At 62.6% G+C, this 17631-nt stretch carries 17 protein-coding genes; 14 read left to right on the top strand and 3 right to left on the bottom strand.

All coding sequences use genetic code 11. From position 1 onward, the window contains the following. Positions 1-3 precede the first annotated feature (3 nt). From PLAV_RS04680 to PLAV_RS04740, 13 genes are all read left to right on the top strand, one after another. On the top strand, positions 4-3864 hold the full coding sequence (locus PLAV_RS04680) for a baseplate multidomain protein megatron (protein ID WP_012109796.1): 3861 nt from the start codon (positions 4-6) through the stop codon (positions 3862-3864). Continuing rightward, on the top strand, positions 3857-4573 hold the full coding sequence (locus PLAV_RS04685; RefSeq protein ID WP_012109797.1) for a DUF2793 domain-containing protein: 717 nt from the start codon (positions 3857-3859) through the stop codon (positions 4571-4573). The genes PLAV_RS04680 and PLAV_RS04685 overlap by 8 nt, the downstream gene beginning before the upstream one ends. 107 nt (positions 4574-4680) lie before the next feature. Continuing rightward, a complete protein-coding gene (locus tag PLAV_RS04690) occupies positions 4681-5043 on the top strand; it encodes a hypothetical protein (protein ID WP_012109798.1) in 363 nt (120 codons plus the stop codon). A 39-nt stretch (positions 5044-5082) separates the two neighbouring features. After that, the gene (locus tag PLAV_RS04695; RefSeq protein ID WP_041535850.1) at positions 5083-5274 is read left to right on the top strand and encodes a hypothetical protein; all 192 of its coding nucleotides are present in this window, start codon (positions 5083-5085) and stop codon (positions 5272-5274) included. Positions 5275-5479: 205 nt separating this feature from the next. Next, positions 5480-5671: a hypothetical protein gene (locus PLAV_RS04700; protein WP_143710166.1), complete on the top strand. Its 192-nt coding sequence runs from the start codon at positions 5480-5482 to the stop codon at positions 5669-5671. A gap of 123 nt (positions 5672-5794) precedes the next feature. Further along, complete coding sequence (locus tag PLAV_RS04705) at positions 5795-6586, top strand: SDR family NAD(P)-dependent oxidoreductase (RefSeq protein ID WP_012109800.1); 792 nt, start codon at positions 5795-5797, stop codon at positions 6584-6586. 27 nt (positions 6587-6613) lie between these two features. After that, positions 6614-7765, top strand: coding sequence for an acyl-CoA dehydrogenase family protein (locus tag PLAV_RS04710; protein WP_012109801.1), 1152 nt, complete (start codon positions 6614-6616; stop codon positions 7763-7765). A 10-nt stretch (positions 7766-7775) separates the two neighbouring features. Next, complete coding sequence (locus PLAV_RS04715; RefSeq protein WP_012109802.1) at positions 7776-8795, top strand: acyl-CoA dehydrogenase family protein; 1020 nt, start codon at positions 7776-7778, stop codon at positions 8793-8795. 24 nt (positions 8796-8819) lie between these two features. Continuing rightward, positions 8820-9491, top strand: coding sequence for a nitroreductase (locus PLAV_RS04720; RefSeq protein WP_012109803.1), 672 nt, complete (start codon positions 8820-8822; stop codon positions 9489-9491). A gap of 72 nt (positions 9492-9563) precedes the next feature. After that, complete coding sequence (locus PLAV_RS04725) at positions 9564-9917, top strand: PepSY domain-containing protein (RefSeq protein WP_012109804.1); 354 nt, start codon at positions 9564-9566, stop codon at positions 9915-9917. 30 nt (positions 9918-9947) lie between these two features. After that, complete coding sequence (locus PLAV_RS04730) at positions 9948-10619, top strand: response regulator (protein WP_012109805.1); 672 nt, start codon at positions 9948-9950, stop codon at positions 10617-10619. Next, entirely contained in the window at positions 10609-11988 is a 1380-nt protein-coding gene (locus tag PLAV_RS04735; RefSeq protein WP_012109806.1) for an ATP-binding protein, read from the top strand. The genes PLAV_RS04730 and PLAV_RS04735 overlap by 11 nt, the downstream gene beginning before the upstream one ends. A gap of 94 nt (positions 11989-12082) precedes the next feature. After that, the gene (locus PLAV_RS04740) at positions 12083-12580 is read left to right on the top strand and encodes an RT0821/Lpp0805 family surface protein (protein ID WP_012109807.1); all 498 of its coding nucleotides are present in this window, start codon (positions 12083-12085) and stop codon (positions 12578-12580) included. Positions 12581-13170: 590 nt separating this feature from the next. Here PLAV_RS04740 and PLAV_RS04745 read toward each other — a convergent pair. Next, positions 13171-14550 (bottom strand): YihY/virulence factor BrkB family protein, encoded by a 1380-nt coding sequence (locus PLAV_RS04745; RefSeq protein ID WP_012109808.1) that lies wholly within the window; start codon positions 14548-14550, stop codon positions 13171-13173. 139 nt (positions 14551-14689) lie between these two features. Then, positions 14690-14896, bottom strand: coding sequence for a cold-shock protein (locus PLAV_RS04750; protein ID WP_012109809.1), 207 nt, complete (start codon positions 14894-14896; stop codon positions 14690-14692). 291 nt (positions 14897-15187) lie between these two features. Here PLAV_RS04750 and PLAV_RS04755 point away from each other — a divergent pair, with 291 nt between their 5' ends. Further along, positions 15188-16609, top strand: a complete 1422-nt coding sequence (locus PLAV_RS04755; RefSeq protein WP_012109810.1) for a hypothetical protein — start codon at positions 15188-15190, stop codon at positions 16607-16609. A 4-nt stretch (positions 16610-16613) separates the two neighbouring features. Here PLAV_RS04755 and PLAV_RS04760 read toward each other — a convergent pair whose 3' ends face one another. Further along, positions 16614-17630: a D-cysteine desulfhydrase family protein gene (locus PLAV_RS04760; RefSeq protein ID WP_012109811.1), complete on the bottom strand. Its 1017-nt coding sequence runs from the start codon at positions 17628-17630 to the stop codon at positions 16614-16616. Position 17631 lies beyond the last annotated feature (1 nt).

A 17631-nucleotide genomic window follows, 5' to 3' on the forward strand; every position in this document is an offset into this window, starting at 1 on the left:
CGCATGGCGACGATCGTTCTATCGAGCGCGGGCTCCGCGCTTGGCAGCGCGTTGCTGCCCTCGGGCCTCAACTTTTTCGGCGCGACGATTTCAGGCGCGGCGATCGGCAGCGCCATCGGCACGATGGCCGGCTCCTATGCGGACGCACAGCTTTTCGGCAGCAGCACCTCGGCGGAAGGCCCGCGCCTCAACGATCTCCACGTCATGGCATCGACCGAGGGAGCACCAATTCCGCGCGCCTATGGCCGCGCCAGGCTGGCAGGGCAGGTGATCTGGGCGACCAATTACCGCGAGCGGACGCGCAGGCGCTCTGCCGGCGGCGGCAAGGGCGGCGGCTCATCGGCAAGCGTCACCGAATACAGCTACAGCGTCTCCTTTGCCGTCGCGCTTTGCGAGGGCGAGGTGACGCGCATCGGCCGCGTCTGGGCGGATGGCAAGCCCTTGTCGCTCGCGAATGTCGCCTGGCGGCTCCATGCGGGCGGCGAGACGCAGGAATGCGACCCGCTGATCGAGGCGGTGGAAGGCGCGGCGCCCGCCTATCGCGGCACCGCCTATATCGTGTTCGAGGAGATGGATGTCACGCCGTTCGGCAACCGCATTCCGCAGCTGAGCTTCGAGGTGTTCCGCACGCTCGACCATGTGGAGGGGCTGGTGCGCGCGGTGACTGTGATCCCCGGCGCGGGCGAGTTCGTCTACGACACGGCGGCGCCGCGCGAAATATTCAGCGAGACGTCGAGCCGCGCGATCAACATCCATACGTCGGACGGCCGGGCAGACTTTTCCGTGGCGATGGACCAGATGGAAGCGGCGCTGCCGAACGCGAAGAGCGTTTCGCTCGTCGTCTCATGGTTCGGCGACGATTTGCGCTGCGGTGAATGCAGCGTGCGGCCGAAGGTCGAGACGGCCCACAAGATAACGGCGCCGGGAAGCTGGAGCGTCGCCGGCCTCTCGCGCGCCGCGGCGGGCGTCGTGAGCATGATGGACGGAAGCCCGGCCTATGGCGGCACGCCATCCGACGCATCCGTCACGCGCGCCCTACAAAACCTGCGGGCGCGGGGGCTCGATGTCGTCTTCTATCCCTTCATCATGATGGACGTGGCGCCGGACAACACGCTCACCGATCCATGGACCGGAGCGGCGGGGCAGCCCGCCTATCCATGGCGCGGGCGCATCACCTGCGCCCGCGACCTCGACGGGACGGACGCGGCAGCGGCGCAGGTGGCAGCCTTCTTCGACGGCGGCGCATGGTCCTACCGCCGCATGGTGTTGCATTATGCGGCGCTCTGCGCGGCAGCGGGCGGCGTCGAAGCATTTCTCATCGGTTCGGAGTTGCGCGGGCTGACGCAGATACGCGATGCGGCGGGCGACTATCCAGCCGTTGCGGCACTGAAGACGCTGGCGGCGGATGTGCGCGAGATCGTCGGGCCGGATACGAAGATCTCCTATGCCGCCGACTGGTCCGAATATCGCGGGCACGATGCGGGCGGCGGCGAGTTCATCTTCCATCTCGACCCGCTCTGGGCCGATCCCGAGATCGACTTCATCGGCATCGACAATTACGCGCCGCTGACCGACTGGCGCGACGGCCACATGCATCGCGATGCCGAGGACGGCTGGACCTCGATCTACGACCTCGGCTATCTCCGCAGCCGCATCGCGGGCGGCGAGGCGTTCGACTGGTATTATGCGAGCGAGGCGGACCGGGCGGCACAGATACGCACGCCGATCACCGACGGCGCCTATGGGAAGCCATGGGTGTGGCGCGCGAAGGACATCAAGTCGTGGTGGACGAATGCGCATTACGACCGGCCGGGCGGCGTGGAAGAGACGACGCCGACGGCATGGGTGCCGCAATCGAAGCCGATATGGCTGACGGAGACGGGATGCCCGGCGGTCGACAAGGGCACGAACGAGCCGAATGTCTTTACCGACCCGAAATCGTCGGAGAGCGGGCTGCCGCATTTCTCGCACGGCACACGCGACGATTTCATCCAACGCCGCTTCATCGAGGCGCAAATGTCTTATTGGGATCCGGCGCATGACGATCACAGCGCCGGCACGAACCCGGTTTCCGGGATTTATGGTGGGCCGATGGTCGATCCCTCGCGCGTCTTTTTCTGGACCTGGGATGCGCGTCCTTTTCCGGCCTTTCCCGAGCGGTACGATCTGTGGGCGGACGCCGAGAACTGGCAGCTCGGCCATTGGCTGAACGGACGAATGGGCGCGGCGCCACTGGCGGCGCTTGCCAGTGCGATCATGCATGATGCGGGCTTCGATGCCTTCGACGCCGGCGCGCTGACGGGCGTGGTGGACGGTTTTGTCATCGACAGGATCATGTCGCCCCGCGCGGCGCTCGAACCGCTGATGCTGGCCTGCTTTTTCGACGCCGCGGAAAGCGAGGGCACCATCCGCCTGCGTCATTTTGGGGAAGCACCGGCGACCGTGCTGACACCGGCGATGCTTGCAGTGACTGAGGAGGCGGCGACGCCCGGCTACCGGCTGACACGCGGGCAGGAGACGGAGCTGCCGGTCTCCGCGAAGCTTCTCTATATCGAAGGCAATGGGGAATACCGGCAGGCGGCGGTGGAAGCACGCCGGCTGTCGGCGCGGAGCGAGCGCGTGTCGACGGCGGCGCTGCCGATGGTGCTGGGACAGGCAAGCGCGCAGGGCATCGCCGATGTCTGGCTGCAGAAAGCATGGAGCGAGCGCGAGCGCGCGACGCTTTCGCTGCCGCCGAGCCTGATCGCTCTCGATCCGGGCGACATGGTGGCGCTGGAGCTGCCGGAACGCACGGCGCATTACCGGCTGACCGCGGTGACGGATGCGGGCGCGCGGGAGGTGTCCGCCGTCGCGCATGAGGCGAGCCTGTTTGGCCGCGCGGCAGCACCCGCGCGCAGAGCGGCACCGAACGACATGCCGGTATGGGGAACGCCGCTCGCGGTCCTTATGGACCTGCCTCTGCTGGCGGAGACGGATACGCCGCACACGCCGCGCATTGCCGTGGCGGCCGATCCCTGGCCGGGCGGGATTGCCATTTACAAAAGCGCCGGAGCGGGCTTTGCCCTTGATCGTATCGTGCGGCATGCCGCCACAATCGGCCGGACGCAGACGGCGCTGATGCCGGGCCCCGCGGGACGCTGGGACATGGCGAACAGCCTTGTCGTCCGGCTGGTGAGCGGCGAGCTGGCAAGCGCGGAGGCGGCCGCCGTGCTGGCGGGGGCGAACCTCGCCGCGCTCGAAACGCCGGAGGGCGAATGGGAAGTCTTCCAGTTTTGCGAGGCGGAGCTTGTGGCCGAAGACACATATCGCCTCGCAGGCCTTCTGCGAGGTCAGGCGGGGACGGAGGGAGCAATGCGGTCGCCGCTCGAAGCGGGCGCGCGCTTCGTCGTTATGGATGGTGCGGTGAGCGAGCTGGGAATGGCGGATGCCGAACGCGGGCTGGCGCGCGAATGGGCATACGGCCCCGCGCCGCTCGCCTTCGACGATCCCTCCTATGAGAGCACCACGCGCGCGTTCGACGGCATTGGCCTGCGCCCGCTGAGCCCTGTTCACATCCGGGCGCATCGCGGCGCGGAGGGAGCGATCGACATTCGCTGGACCCGCCGAACGCGGAGCGGTGGCGACAGCTGGGCCGGGCTCGACGTGCCGCTGGCCGAAGAGGTCGAGGCCTATGAGGTGGAAATCCGCGACGGCGAAACCGTGAAGCGTGTGATTGCCGCATCGGCGCCTCAGGCGAGCTACAGCGCCACGGCACAGACGGCAGATTTCGGCAGCGCGGATTTTCCCAGTCTCGAAATCACCATCCATCAGTTGAGCCGCGCTTTTGGACGCGGCGCGGGAAGGAGCGTTCGCCTCGATGTCTGACAGTACTCATCTCGGCCTGCCATATCTGGAAGCGGCGCAGGCGCAAAAGCATGTGACCGTGAACGAGGCGCTGCGGCGGCTCGACGCGCTGGTGCAGCTCTCCATTGTTTCGCGCAGCCTTGCCACACCGCCGGACGCGCCCGAAGAGGGCGCACGCTATATCGTGGCGCCTTCACCGACCGATATGTGGGAGGGACGCGCGGGCAAGGTTGCGGCCTTCATCGACGGGGCATGGGTCTTTTTCATGCCGGGCGATGGCTGGCGCGCCTGGGACGAGGAGGCCGGAGAACTTCTCGTCCGGTCCGGCGGTACGTGGAATACGGTCGGCGGCGCGGGTGGACCCACCAGTGCCCACGGCGCGACAACGCGCATGAGCATTGTCGAGGGCGACCATGTGCTGGCGGCGGGCACAGCCTCGACGCCCGATTTCATGATCCCGGACCGAGGCATCGTGCTCGGCGTTACGGGCCACGTCATCGAGGCTGTGACCGGCGCCAGCGCATGGCATCTCGGCGTCGCGGACGACCCCGAGCGATATGGCAATTACATAGGTGTCGCACCCGGCAGCACGGTGATCGGCGTGAGCGGTATGCCCTGCGCCTATTACGGCGCGACGCCGCTTCTGGTGACGGCACAGGGTGCTGCCTTCACGGGCGGAAAGCTCCGTCTTGCCATCCATTGCCTCGAACTGACCGGGCCGGCCGCCTGAGGGGAACATTCCAGCATGGATGCTTCCCTTATTGACATTGTTCCTATTTTGTTCTCTGATAATAGGATTAAAAACCTACAACTCGACGCACGTGGAGACAATAAGGGATGGGCCGGGCAAGCGATCTCTTCGACGGCACCCCGACTCTTGCCGAAATGGCGGAAATCGCCAACGAGGTCAGCCAACTGGTGGGGGACGACGAAAGCGAGGAGAGCCGTGTCGCTTTTGCCTGGATGCTGCTCAACCGGCGGGCCGCCAGAGAACAATTCGATGGCGGCAAAAGGCCGGCGAACTTCGCGGATGCCGACTTCCTGCTCTCACTGGCGGCGCTGTGCCGTGCCTGGGCCGGCGCGGTGCCGGATCCAACGCGAGGCGCAACGCAATTCCATCCGCATACGGAACTACCCGGCTGGGCGCGGCAGTCCTCGCCGCGCGCGCTGATCGGCGGAAATTTCTTTTACGCGCCCTGATCCTGAAAGGAGAGGGCATCACACCTGAAAGGAACAGATATGGACTTTCTCTTTTCCGGCTTCTTTTCGGCTGTTCTCGGCGAATGGCTCGAAGCGATACTCGCCATTGTCGGTGCGGCCTCAGCCGTGGCGGCGGTGACCCCGACGCAGAAGGACGACAATATTGTCGCGACAATCTCTCGAGTGGTCGATGTGCTTGCGCTGAATATTGGCCATGCCCGCCGACGTTGATCGAAGTATCGCCTGAAAGGCCGGCCGCCTTTACCGGCAGCCGGCCGCGATACGCACAGTATTGAATAAATAGATAAAAACACCGCAATTTCGTTAGATTTCTATTAGCAAGTAGCTGTCTAAAATCTCCATTGTTGCGTACCCCAGCCCGGAAAATGATGTCATTGCGGCATCGTGACCGTCTGAAATGAAGCAGGGGATACCGATGGCGAGGAAGATTTTTTATAACCGCCGCTCCCGTCGCCGACTGGTGGCCGCGACCGGCCTCATTGTCTCCGCCGCGATGCTCTTTTCCGTGGGTGTCTACGCCGGCAAGACCTTTCCATATGTGTTCAGCGCTTCTACCTATCTGAACATGGAGGCAGCTCCCGTCACGCTTGCCGCAACGGAATTCTGATCTTCCCCGCTTCTCCCCTCCCATTCTTCTTTCCCTTCTTCATTTGCCATCCGTTCTCTGCCGGACAGCAGAGCCATATGCTGCTAGAAAATCGCCACGGAAATCCTGTGGCGGAGTGGCGGAATGGATTTGAAGCTCACCGGAAAACGGGCGCTGGTCTCGGGCTCTCACCGGGGCACCGGGCGGGCGATTGCGCATGCATTGGCGCGCGAAGGCGCCGAAACGCTTGTCCATGGTTTTGATCTTGCCGCGGCTGAAATCGTTGCCGCCGAAATCCGCGATCTGGGTTTTGCCGCTCATGCTGTCGCGGGCGACATCATGACGGACACCGGCGCGGCGGACGTCATCGGCGCGGCCGGCGAGATCGACATCCTCATCAACAATTACGGGACGGCGGAAGCCGGTTCGTGGACCAAGTCGGAAACGGCCGACTGGATCGACGCCTATGAGAAGAATGTGCTGTCGGCCGTGCGGCTGACACGCGGGCTGATGGGCGGGATGAAAAAGCGCGGCTGGGGCCGCATCATCATGCTGGGCACGATCGGCTCCACGGAGCCCGCCGCGCGCATGCCGCATTATTATGCGTCCAAGGGGGCGCTTGCGACGATGACCATTTCACTCGCGAAGGAGCTGGCGGGAACGGGGATCACGGTCAATCTGGTTTCGCCCGGCTTGATCCGCACAAAGGAAGTAGAGGAACGCTTTCTTTCGCAAGGGCGCGAGCGCGGCTGGGGCACGACCTGGGAAGAGGTCGAGCCGCATTTTCTGAAGAACTTCATGGGCAATCTGACCGGACATATTCCGCTGCCAGACGAAATCGCCGACATCGTGGCCTTTGTGGCGAGCCCGCTTGCGGGGGCCATCCATGCGCTCAACATGCGGATCGACGGCGGCTCAACGGCGCTGGTCACATAAACAAGAATAGTGAGTTGGGAGACAAGAATGCAGCCATTCCGGTTCGACCTTTGCGAACTGCCGGGCGAGACGAAAGGGCTCCGCGAAGAAATTCGCGCCTTTCTGGCGGAGGAACTGCCGCGCATTCCGTTGGTGAAACGGGCGCAAACCTGGTCGGGTTCGGACCCCGAATTCAGCCGCAAGATGGGGGCGAAAGGCTGGATCGGCATGACCTGGCCGAAGCAATATGGCGGGCATGAGCGGAGCTTCTTCGACCGCTATGTGATGCTGGAGGAAATGCTGGCCGCCGGTGCACCGGTGGGTGCGCACTGGATCGGCGACCGGCAATCCGGCCCGCTGCTGCTGCGCTTCGGCACGGAAGCGCAACGACAGAAAATCCTGCCGCGTGTGGCGAAGGGCGAATGCTATTTCTGCATCGGCATGTCGGAGCCGGATTCGGGGTCCGACCTCGCGGCAACGCGTACCCGGGCCGACAAGGTCGATGGCGGATACAAGGTCAACGGCACCAAACTGTGGACCTCCGGCGCGCATACCGCGCACTACATGATCGGCCTCTTTCGTACCAATCTCGACCCGCAGAACAAGCATGCCGGACTGACGCAGTTTCTGGTCGACCTCAAAAATACCGACGGCATCACGATCCGGCCGATCAAGGACCTGGCGGGCAACGCGCATTTCAACGAGGTCGTTTTTCAGGACGCCTTCGTTCCAGACGACATGATGGTTGGCACGGAAGGCGGCGGCTGGGGCCAGGTGACGGCGGAACTCGCCTTCGAGCGGTCGGGCCCGGAACGCTATCTGTCGAGCTTCATTCTCATGGTCGAAATGATCCGCGAACTTGAGAAGCGCGGCGGCGAAACAGGCGCACGAGAAATCGGCCGTCTCGTCGCACATCTCGTGACACTCCGTCAGATGTCTCTCTCGGTCGCAGGCATGCTGGAGAAGGGCGAGAACCCGGCGCTTGAGGCTTCGGTCGTGAAGGATCTTGGCGCGATCTTCGAACAGGACATGCCGGTACGTGCACATGAACTTCTGGGCGTGGCGCCGACGATTGGCGAGGGGAGCGACTATGAGGAGGTGCTCGGCTATCTGACCCAGACCGTACCGTCCTTCTCGCTGCGCGGCGGCACACGCGAAATCCTGCGCGGCATTATCGCCCGCGGGCTTGGACTTCGCTGAGGAGAATGAGATGAACGAATTGCAGACGATCCTCTCCGACAGCGTGAACGGGCTTCTCTCGGAGCGCGTGACGAAGGACCTTGTTCAGAAGGCGGAGGAGGGCGAGTGGCCCGATGCGCTGTGGAATGAAATCGAAACGAACGGGCTGACGCGAGTCCTCGTGCCGGAAGCGCAAGGTGGCGCGGGTGCTACCTGGGCGGACGCGGCCATCGTGCTGAAGGCGGCAGGTGAACATGTTGCGCCCGTGCCGCTCGCCGAAGCGGTTCTCGCGAACTGGCTGCTGGCCGAGGCGGGCATCGGCATTCCCGATGGTGTGGTGACGTTGCTCGATGGCGATTTCAAACTGCAGGGTGGCACGCTTTCCGGCAGGGCGGAGGGCGTCCCGTGGGGACGTAGTGCGAGCTACGGCGTGGCTGTGCTGGGCGATGCGGTTGCACTCGTTCCGTTGGCGGGGGCGGCGATAGAGCCGGGCATCAATGTTGCGCGCGAACCGCGCGACCGCGTGACGCTGGAGGCTGCCGCCGCTGTAGCCAAGCCGGCGGAGCTGCCGCGCGATGCGCTGATGCTTTATGGGGCGCTGATAAGGTCCTGCCAGATGGCGGGCGCGCTCGGCTATCTCTCCTCGCAGTCGGTCGCCTATGCCAACGAACGCACGCAGTTTGGAAAGCCCATCGGCAAGTTCCAGGCGATCCAGCAGCAACTCGCGGTTTTGTCGACACAGGCCGCCGCCTCAGGCATCGCCGCGGATTATGCATGCGCGCAACTGGACAAGCGCGGGAGCGAGGCAGCCTTCGAAATCGCGGTGGCGAAAATTCGCACTGACGATGCATCGAGCATCGCGACCTCGATTGCTCATCAGGTGCATGGGGCTATCGGCTTTACATATGAACACGGGCTTCATTTCGCGACACGGCGGCTCTGGTCGTGGCGGGCGGAATTCGGCGCGGGCGCGGAATGGGCCGAGCGGCTTGGCCGCGAGACTATTTCGCGCGGTGCCGACGCATTATGGCCTTACACAACTGCCAGATAATTCAACTTAGAGAAAGAGACGAAGATGAAAGTTTCGGAAGCTTTGAAGAGCCGTATCACCTGCCGGGCCTTTCTAGACACGCCGGTGCCGGAAGAGACGGTCCGGAAAATTCTCGAAGAGGCGAAGTATGCACCGTCGGGCGGCAATCTGCAGCCATGGCATGCCTATGTCGTCGGCGGGGAGAGGCTGAAGGAGTTTCTCGCCATCATTGCCGAGAAGCAGCAGACGGCACCGTTCGGCGAGGGCACCGAGTACGACATCTATCCCAAGGGCCTGAAGGAACCTTACAAGGGACGCCGGTTCAAATGCGGCGAGGACATGTATGCGACGATCAACGTCACGCGTGAGGACAAGACGGGGCGGCTCCAGCAGTTCGCCCGTAATTTCCGCTTCTTCGATGCGCCCGTCGGAATATTTTTCGCAATCGACCGGCAGATGGGGCTCGGCCAGTGGTCCGACCTCGGAATGTTCATCCAATCGGTGATGCTTGCAGCGCGCGAGCATGGCCTGCACACATGTCCCCAGGAAGCCTGGGCCATCTGGCACAAGACTGTCTCGGAGTTTGTCGGCATCCCGGAAGAGCTTATGCTCTTCTGTGGACTGGGACTGGGCTATATGGATGAGAGCGCTGCCATTAATCAATTGCGGACGGACCGTGCTCCCCTGGAGGAGTTCGCGACATTCAGCGGGTTTTGAGCGGGCCGGCGGACGGGGGACGGCAAACTCCGTTCATCCGGGGTTCAGCGTCGATGACTTAGGAAAGAAGCCATGACGCAGAAACGCACATGGATCGCCCTGACGATTGCCGCCGCCGCCCTGTTCTTTATCGGGCAATCGCCGGGGCATGCGGCTACACTCGTTCCAGCACCGGGGACAAATGAGTTGCTGCAGGAAGCCCAATGGCATCGCTCCGAGCAGGACAGCGCCCGCGATGCCGTCCGCTCGGGACAGGTGATCTCACCCGGCCAGGCGAAACAGGCGGCGCTGTCGCGCTATCCCGGCCGGTTTCTCGATATGAGTTTTGGCGGCAATGCCTACTACGTGAAGATCATGACGGCAGATAGCCGGGTGGTCGTTGTGACGGTGGATGCGGCATCCGGCCGCGTCACGGGTGCGAGATAGAAGAGGCGTTCGAAAGGGACGGAGAGGGGTATGCGGCTCTTGGTTGTCGAAGACGATCCCGATCTCAATCGGCAGCTTGTCAGCGCGCTTGAGGACGCCGGATATGTGGTGGACAGCGCGAAGGACGGCGAGGAGGGGCATTATCTCGGTGATACAGAGCCCTATGACGCTGTCGTTCTCGACCTCGGCCTGCCGGAAATGGACGGCGTAACGGTGCTGGAAAAATGGCGCCGCGACGGGCGCGTCATGCCTGTGCTGATCCTCACAGCACGCGACCGCTGGAGCGACAAGGTTGCCGGGTTCGACGCGGGCGCGGACGATTACGTAGCGAAGCCGTTTTTCATGGAGGAAGTTCTGGCGCGCCTGCGGGCCTTGCTCAGACGCGCTACGGGACATGCCTCCAGCGAACTGGAATGCGGCCCCGTTCGGGTCGATACACGCAGCTCCCGCGTCACTGTGAACGGCCGCGCGATAAAGCTCACCTCCCTCGAATACCGGCTTCTTTCCTACATGATGCACCATCAGGGCCGGGTGATTTCGCGAACGGAACTCGTTGAACATCTCTACGACCAGGATTTCGATCGCGATTCCAATACAATCGAGGTCTTTGTCGGACGGCTCCGCCGTAAGCTCGGCAAGGACGTGATCGAAACCGTACGCGGTCTGGGCTACCGGCTGGCGGCACCTGAAGATGCGGTCTGACAGCCTCGCATTCCGGCTGATCGCCGGCGCCGCGCTCTGGAGCGCCATCGCGCTTCTGACCGGCGGCCTTGTCCTTTCCACGATCTTCCGCAATTCGGTGGAAAACAGCTTCGACGCGCGCCTCAATGTGCTTCTGCACAGCCTCATTGCCACGACAGAAATAGGTGAAGACGGCAACATCGACCGTTCGCGCGCATTGTCCGAGACACGGTTCGACCTCGCTTATTCCGGTTGGTATTGGCAGATCTGGCCCGTGGCCGCGCGGCCGGCGCTGCGCTCCCGTTCGCTGTTCGATCAATCGCTTGATCTCACGCCCGCCGAACGGACGGAGCGCAACCGGATTGGTCTCAAGATTTTCGACACGATCGGTCCCGAGAACCAGCCTCTGCGCGTCGTTGAGCGGCGCGTGACGCTGCCGGGCTATGACGTGCCGGTATCATTTGCGGTAGCGGGGGACCGCGCCGAAATGGACGTCGAAATTCAAGGATTCAACACCTGGCTTTTCGTGGCCATGGCGGCGATGGGCGCCGGTCTTCTCGTCGCGCTGCTAATCCAGGTGCGCTTCGGCCTGCGCCCGCTCGAACGGGTACGCCACTCACTCGCGCAGATCCGGTCGGGCCGCGCGACGAAACTCGAGGGAGAATTCCCGCTCGAAATCGAACCGCTCGCGGCGGAACTCAACGGCCTTCTTGAAGGCAATCGCGAAGTACTGGAGCGGGCACGCACCCATGTGGGCAATCTGGCCCACGCGTTGAAAACGCCCCTGAGCGTTCTGACGAATGAAGCGAGAAGCCGCGACGATCCCTTCGGCGAAACCGTCAGCCGCATGGCTTTGCAAATGCGCGAGCAGATCGATCATCATCTTGCGCGCGCGCGCATGGCGGCATCAGCCAACGTGCTTGGCGCCCATACACCGGTTGCCCCGGTATTGACGCGGATCGTTCGCGCGCTGGAGCGCATCTATGCCGAAAGAGACATTTCTATCGAGATCGATTGTCCCGAGGACGCAGGCTTTCGTGGCGAGGCGCAGGACCTGGAGGAAGTTGCGGGCAACCTGCTCGACAATGCCTGCAAATGGGCGAACACCAAGGTCCGGCTGACGGTCGTCAGCGACGGCACCACGCGCAAAGGACGGCCTCTGCTTCTGCTGCGGGTGGAAGATGACGGCCCGGGCCTGCCGGAGGACGCGCGCATGATGGCGCTCAAACGCGGTACCCGGCTCGATGAAACGAAACCCGGCTCCGGTCTCGGGCTCTCCATTGTCACCGAGATCGCCGACCTCTACGGCGGCGAATTGAGGCTTGAAACCTCGCCCCTAGGCGGCCTGAAGGCGGATCTATATTTGCCGGCGTCGGCCGCCCGAACGTGAACGCTGGATGAACGGCCCATTCAGAGCTCGCTCAACGACCGCCCCTTATCTTCGTGACCATCGGTTCAACCAAACAGGATTTGGGGTACGTGTCATGAAGATCAAAAGCACTCTGATTGTAGGCGCTCTTGCGATCGCCCTGGCGGGTTGCCAGACCGGCAGTCCCTATGGATATGGCGGCGGCGCAGGCTTCGGCGGTGGTCCGAAGCAGAATGTCGGAACGCTGGCCGGTGCCGTCGCGGGCGGTCTCGCCGGGTCTCAGATTGGCGGCGGCTCTGGCCGTCTATGGGCGACCGGCGCTGGCGTTCTCGTCGGTGCGCTGGTCGGCAACAATATCGGCCGCAGCCTCGACCGCGCCGACCAGGCCTATCTCCAGAACGCGTCGTACGGCGCCTTCCAGACCGGCCAGACGACGCAGTGGCGCAATCCGGATAGCGGCAACTACGGCTATGTTGAACCCGGACGCTCTTATCAGACCGCCGGAGCTTATTGCCGCGAATACTCTCAGACCGTTTATGTCGGCGGCCGTCCTGAAAGCGCCTATGGCACCGCCTGCCGTCAGCCCGATGGAAGCTGGCAGATACGCAACTAAATGCGAATGAACGGCTGTGAAGCCGTTCGGCCTCACCCTGTGTCAACTCGTGCCCCGAGCAGCATTGGGTGAGGCCACTTGTTTTCGGACGTGAAAAGGCCGCCGCTCTCCGGAAGGAAAACGGCGGCCAGTTCGAAACGGCAGCGACACGGTCTGCTTTATATTGTCTGCGGGACCGCCCCGTTTGCGTCCATCTGTTCGCTCTCAGAGCCGCCGCGCCGGAAAAGCCGTCACGGCGGTTAAGGTAAGGCTCAGGCAGAAAGGTCTCTGGAAGTGTCCAACCTAAACTGCCTCGCCACACGACCCTCTGATGAGATCGAAACTTCGGCGATGGCAAACGGCGTCACAAGACCGTTAGACATCGGATCACCTCCTTTCAATTGTTTGAACCAAGGATCTCCAGCGTGAATCCCCCGAGCGCCGACGTCAAGAAAATGTATGCGCTGAACCCGCGCATACTGCATGCAGCGGTGCGGGTGTCTGCAATTCCGGGCTTTTTTGAAGCTCCGGCTTCGCCATGCATTTCGCTGAACAATGTTTTGTAGCTCCCATTTGCAGTGCTGGGCTCAACCGAAGGACGAATCAAACGGTTAACGTATGAGAGTTGCGGACGATTTGGCGCCAGCATCGACCTCGGGCGCGGCTTCGTCCGCCGCCATCAGTGACGCAATTGTGACCGGGTCCACGAGCCTCGCCTGCTGCTCGTCCATTTTTTCGAACAGCGCTTCGACACGAGGTTCGTGAGCGAGAGTATCGTCTGTAACGCTGCGGCTGAACCGCTTCTTGCGGACGGCAGCGAGCACATCGGCGACACAGGTCTTGTCCGCCGGTCGTGTCGGGACGAATTTGCTCGGCGTGCCGGCCGCGAAGGTCAACAGCCCTGCCTCGCACAAGGCGCCGGAAATTTCCGCCATCGCCTCCATGGGCACATGCAGCCGCCGCGCGAGAGCTTCTTCGGTCCAGGGCGTTTGTCCCCGTTCAAAGGCGTCATGGACGAGCAGCAAAGCCTGTACCGCCATTCGGTCGCACTGGCGCAGCGTAAGCAGGCTGACCCCGGCATAGGGCGATAGATAGGCGCGGTTCTGATAGTAGAAGGCGATCGAGCAGCCGCCGAGCAGAATGATCCAGGCGGCGTATAGCCAGATCATGAAGAAGACGAGGCTGGCGAACGCCGAATAGATTGCAACGTACTGGGCCGACTTCACCACGAAAGTTGCAAAGGTCCACCCGGCGGCACCCCAGGTCACGCCGGCGACGAGGCCGCCCACCAAAGCCGCATCCATCTGCACCCGCGTATTCGGGATCATCCGGTAGATGAAGGTGAAGGCGGCGATCACAATGGCGTAGGGAACCAGCCGGCTCGATTGCTCGATGATGTAGCTGATCAGCCAGTTGTCCGCGAGGCCGCCAATGGCGGAATTGGACAGGGCGCCCGCCATGATGCCGAACACGGTCAGCACCAGCAAAGGGCCGAGGACGCTCATGCTCACGATCTCGGTGAACTGTCTTGCCAGGGAGCGGCTCGCTTCGACCCGCCAGATACTGTTGAACGCGGCTTCCACCTTGTTGATCAGCGAAACCACCGTATAGAGCAGGAATGCGAAGCCGACGGTGCCGAGAATGTTGACGTTTACCCGGTTCACGAACTCCATCATCTGCAGGGTAATCTGCGTTCCCTCATCGCCGAGCGGGGAAAGGAAGTCCGTAAGGACGGCTTCAACGTAACTGTCGAAGCCAAAGGCGCGAAATATGGCAAATGCGATGGCAAGTGCCGGCACCATGGCCAGAAGCGTTGTGTAGACAAGGCTCATCGCCCGAAGGCTCAACGCGCCGCTCAGGAGGTCCCGTATGACAGCCCAGCCGATGCGGGCAGCGACATAGAGGCCGCGTTGCCAAATCGGCAGATCGGCGAGGGGTTGATCCCAGACGAGAGCATGCGCGCGCTCAAGAAGCGAAGCCGAATTGAACATGCTGCCATGCTAGCGGTGCTTTGCGGCTTCGGCCAGTGGGGAGGATTTCGGACAGCATGCAGCAAAAAGGCCCCCCACCGAAGTGGAGGGCCCTGATTTTCTTCAGGCGCGGTGGATGCCGCGCTGCTGCATGTAGCGTTTAGCCGAGAACCAGATTTTCGGCGGAGAAGCGACCATTTCGCCCCTCGACCAGTTCGTACTGGATCTGCTGGCCTTCTTGCAGGGATTTCTGGCCTGCGCGCTCGACGGCGGAAATGTGGACGAAGATGTCCTTGCCGCCATCCGCCGGCGCGATGAACCCATAACCTTTCGTGGCGTTAAACCACTTCACGACTCCGCTAGCCATAGTGTCTTGAATGCCTCGCATAGAAGTAACGAACGGATGCCGCCGGACGCGGCATCCGGTGAAAAACGCTACCATCGAATTTTCCGGCGGCCTACCGAAAATCTAAGGTCGGAAACCAGTGCCGTAGCCGGGTTTCAGCCGTTTTCTTCGGTTTTCCCGTGCCCGGAACTAATTTTTAAGCATGGCGCATTAGCTTGTCTTGCAAGGAAGCACACCGGCAGGGCCGGTGCGCGCGCGAGACGGCGTCCATGGGGGCGCGCCGTATGGACCCGGTTGTACCGGTTGAGGCCGATGAAGACGGAACCGCCAGCATCGATCAAACAGCGGCTCGCCAGCTATCTGGCACAACTGCCGCCGCCGACTGCCGTGAAGCTTGCCTCCGGTCTAGAGCGCGAGCGGCTTAGAGGGGTCACGGGGCTTCCTTACGAGATGATCCTTTCCGGATTGCGGCCGTTGCTCGCCTCGTTTCGCGGCAAGCGGCCGGGTTCGCCAGATCCCCTCCGTCAGTTCTGTCAGCCCTTCGAGGACTTGCTCGTTGACGGGCGAGACGGCGAACGCCGCCAGGGCCTCATTTCCCGTGCCTCCGTTCTGCGTGTCTGGAACTGGCTGGAAGACGATCTTTTGCCGGACGCCTTACCCGACATGAAGCGCCGCATCGTCGATCATACGCTGACAGGCGACACGGTGGCGCTGGGGGCGACCGTTTCCGTCATGCATGCCTCCGCGGCGTCCGCCATTCGGTCCGCCATAGAAGAGGCGCGCCGCGATGCCACGCAGCGCAAACAAGCGGAAAAACAGCTCGGTGGCGAAAGCGGCTTCGACGATGCCCGTGAAATAGCTGCCGTTCTTTCAATCGCGCCGGCGATGCTCGCACTGCAATCCATGTTGCCAAGAACGATCGAAAATCTGGACGACGCAACGCTTGCATCCGTGAAAGAGCTTTATGATACGACGGCTGAAACCTCGCCGGCGGATGCGCTCTATATTCCGTTTGCCGTAATGAGCCGGCTCGCCGAGCCGTCACAGATATTGCGGTTCGTCCGTAAAGTGGCGCATCAGCGAAACGACATGGTCATCAGCCGCTGTGACCTCGCAATCTTCGGCGAAATCCTTCTTGCAGAGATGGAAAAGATCGCGCGCAAGGCGGATGCTCTCCGTCCTGGTCATGCGGACCTGGGTATACTGCTGGAAGACGTGCGCCGGTTTGCGCGATTGTCCCGCGGCTTCACTGCCGAAATCGATCTGCGCCGGAACGGCGAGTGGGGTCAGCGTTTGCTGGCGGCGCGCGCGCGTGTTTCCGCAGCTGTTTCGCAGGAAATGTCCCGCTTCGAAAACGAACTCGTTCGTGCCTTGCCGTTCCATCAGATGGGGCAATATGGGCGCGGAGGCCCCATGAAGCCGGATTTGCACAAGGCACCCGATAGCGGCCGTGCGGCACGCATGGAAGCTTGCCTCCGTTTCGTCGAAGGTGTCACACCAATTTGCGAGCCCTTGGGCGCGCAAAGTCATTGCCGCAGTGTACGCCAGCAGGTCGAAACATACCTGGCAGCCTACGAAGACAGGTTGCTGGAAGAAATTCGCGTGGCGAGCGGCACCGCGCGCGCCAATGCCGAACTGTTCCTCGAATTCGCAGCCGGTTTCCACGAGGCGCTGGGTGAGGAAAAGCAGGCGGAGATACTCCGCCGCCGCGGCCAGGTTGCGACCCGATCCTGACGCCTCAGAATTCTCCCTCATACGCAAATAATCCGGCCATTCCGCCCGTATGCAGAAATACGGCCGCGTCCTGCTTTGCGTAGTCTCCTGCCACAGCCTTTGCCAGAAATCCCGCCATTCCCTTGCCGGTATAGACGGGATCGAGAAGGACACCCTCCGTCCGTGCGGTAAGTTCCACCGCCTCTTTCATGGCTTCGGTTGGAATGCCGTATCGTTCTCCGAGAAAGCCCCCCTCCAGAGTCACCGCCGAAAGCTCCGGCAACGGCACATTCAGTATCTCCGCCGTTTTGCAGGCGAGGGCATGGATATCCTCGGCCATCCTGTGGTTGTCGGCGCGATAGACATTGATCCCGATGACCGCCGGTCCGTTCGGCCGAATTTGTGCGCCCGCAATCAGTCCCGCCTGCGTGCCGCCACTCGACGACGCATGAACAAGCGCAGCATTGGAAATGCTCAGCACCTCAAGCTGATCGGCAATCTCCAGATATGCGGCGGCGTAGCCAAGAGAGCCAACGGCGCTCGATCCGCCGACCGGCACAAAGTAAGGCTTTCCGCCGCGTCCTTCGATCTCCCGGAAAAGCTTCCTGAATACCTCGCCTGCGTCGGCATCCGCTTCTTCGATGCGCACTTCTGCTCCGAGAAGCCGGTCAAGCAGCAAGTTGCCGGAGCTGCGATAGGCATGTCCGCGATAAGGTACGCTGTCGAAGAGAACGAGCACGCATGAAAGCCCGGCCGCCGCCGCTGCCGCCGCCGTCTGGCGCGCATGGTTTGATTGCAGCGCACCGGTGGTGATGATGGTATCCGCGCCTGCTGCCAGGGCTTCGCCGATCAGGAACTCGAGCTTGCGCGTCTTGTTGCCGCCGCTTGCCAGGCCCGTGCAGTCGTCACGCTTGATGAAGAGGCGAGGGAGTTCACGGTTCGCACGTTTTTCGAGAGCATGACGCAGCCGCTTCATCTCGAGGAGCGGCGTCGGTAGATGAGCGAGCGAAAATCGCGGAAAATCGTCTGGCGTCTTTGTCACC

It is taken from the genome of Parvibaculum lavamentivorans DS-1, from assembly GCF_000017565.1.
GTDB classification, from domain to species: domain Bacteria; phylum Pseudomonadota; class Alphaproteobacteria; order Parvibaculales; family Parvibaculaceae; genus Parvibaculum; species Parvibaculum lavamentivorans.

Coding starts and splice junctions, on each gene's coding strand:
- PLAV_RS04730 (WP_012109805.1), top strand. CDS start 9,948: ATGCGGCTCTTGGTTGTCGAAGACGATCCCGATCTCAATCGGCAGCTT.
- PLAV_RS04750 (WP_012109809.1), bottom strand. CDS start 14,896: ATGGCTAGCGGAGTCGTGAAGTGGTTTAACGCCACGAAAGGTTATGGG.
- PLAV_RS04720 (WP_012109803.1), top strand. CDS start 8,820: ATGAAAGTTTCGGAAGCTTTGAAGAGCCGTATCACCTGCCGGGCCTTT.
- PLAV_RS04685 (WP_012109797.1), top strand. CDS start 3,857: ATGTCTGACAGTACTCATCTCGGCCTGCCATATCTGGAAGCGGCGCAG.
- PLAV_RS04705 (WP_012109800.1), top strand. CDS start 5,795: ATGGATTTGAAGCTCACCGGAAAACGGGCGCTGGTCTCGGGCTCTCAC.
- PLAV_RS04680 (WP_012109796.1), top strand. CDS start 4: ATGGCGACGATCGTTCTATCGAGCGCGGGCTCCGCGCTTGGCAGCGCG.
- PLAV_RS04745 (WP_012109808.1), bottom strand. CDS start 14,550: ATGTTCAATTCGGCTTCGCTTCTTGAGCGCGCGCATGCTCTCGTCTGG.
- PLAV_RS04695 (WP_041535850.1), top strand. CDS start 5,083: ATGGACTTTCTCTTTTCCGGCTTCTTTTCGGCTGTTCTCGGCGAATGG.
- PLAV_RS04715 (WP_012109802.1), top strand. CDS start 7,776: ATGAACGAATTGCAGACGATCCTCTCCGACAGCGTGAACGGGCTTCTC.
- PLAV_RS04700 (WP_143710166.1), top strand. CDS start 5,480: ATGGCGAGGAAGATTTTTTATAACCGCCGCTCCCGTCGCCGACTGGTG.
- PLAV_RS04735 (WP_012109806.1), top strand. CDS start 10,609: ATGCGGTCTGACAGCCTCGCATTCCGGCTGATCGCCGGCGCCGCGCTC.
- PLAV_RS04725 (WP_012109804.1), top strand. CDS start 9,564: ATGACGCAGAAACGCACATGGATCGCCCTGACGATTGCCGCCGCCGCC.
- PLAV_RS04755 (WP_012109810.1), top strand. CDS start 15,188: ATGAAGACGGAACCGCCAGCATCGATCAAACAGCGGCTCGCCAGCTAT.
- PLAV_RS04740 (WP_012109807.1), top strand. CDS start 12,083: ATGAAGATCAAAAGCACTCTGATTGTAGGCGCTCTTGCGATCGCCCTG.
- PLAV_RS04690 (WP_012109798.1), top strand. CDS start 4,681: ATGGGCCGGGCAAGCGATCTCTTCGACGGCACCCCGACTCTTGCCGAA.
- PLAV_RS04710 (WP_012109801.1), top strand. CDS start 6,614: ATGCAGCCATTCCGGTTCGACCTTTGCGAACTGCCGGGCGAGACGAAA.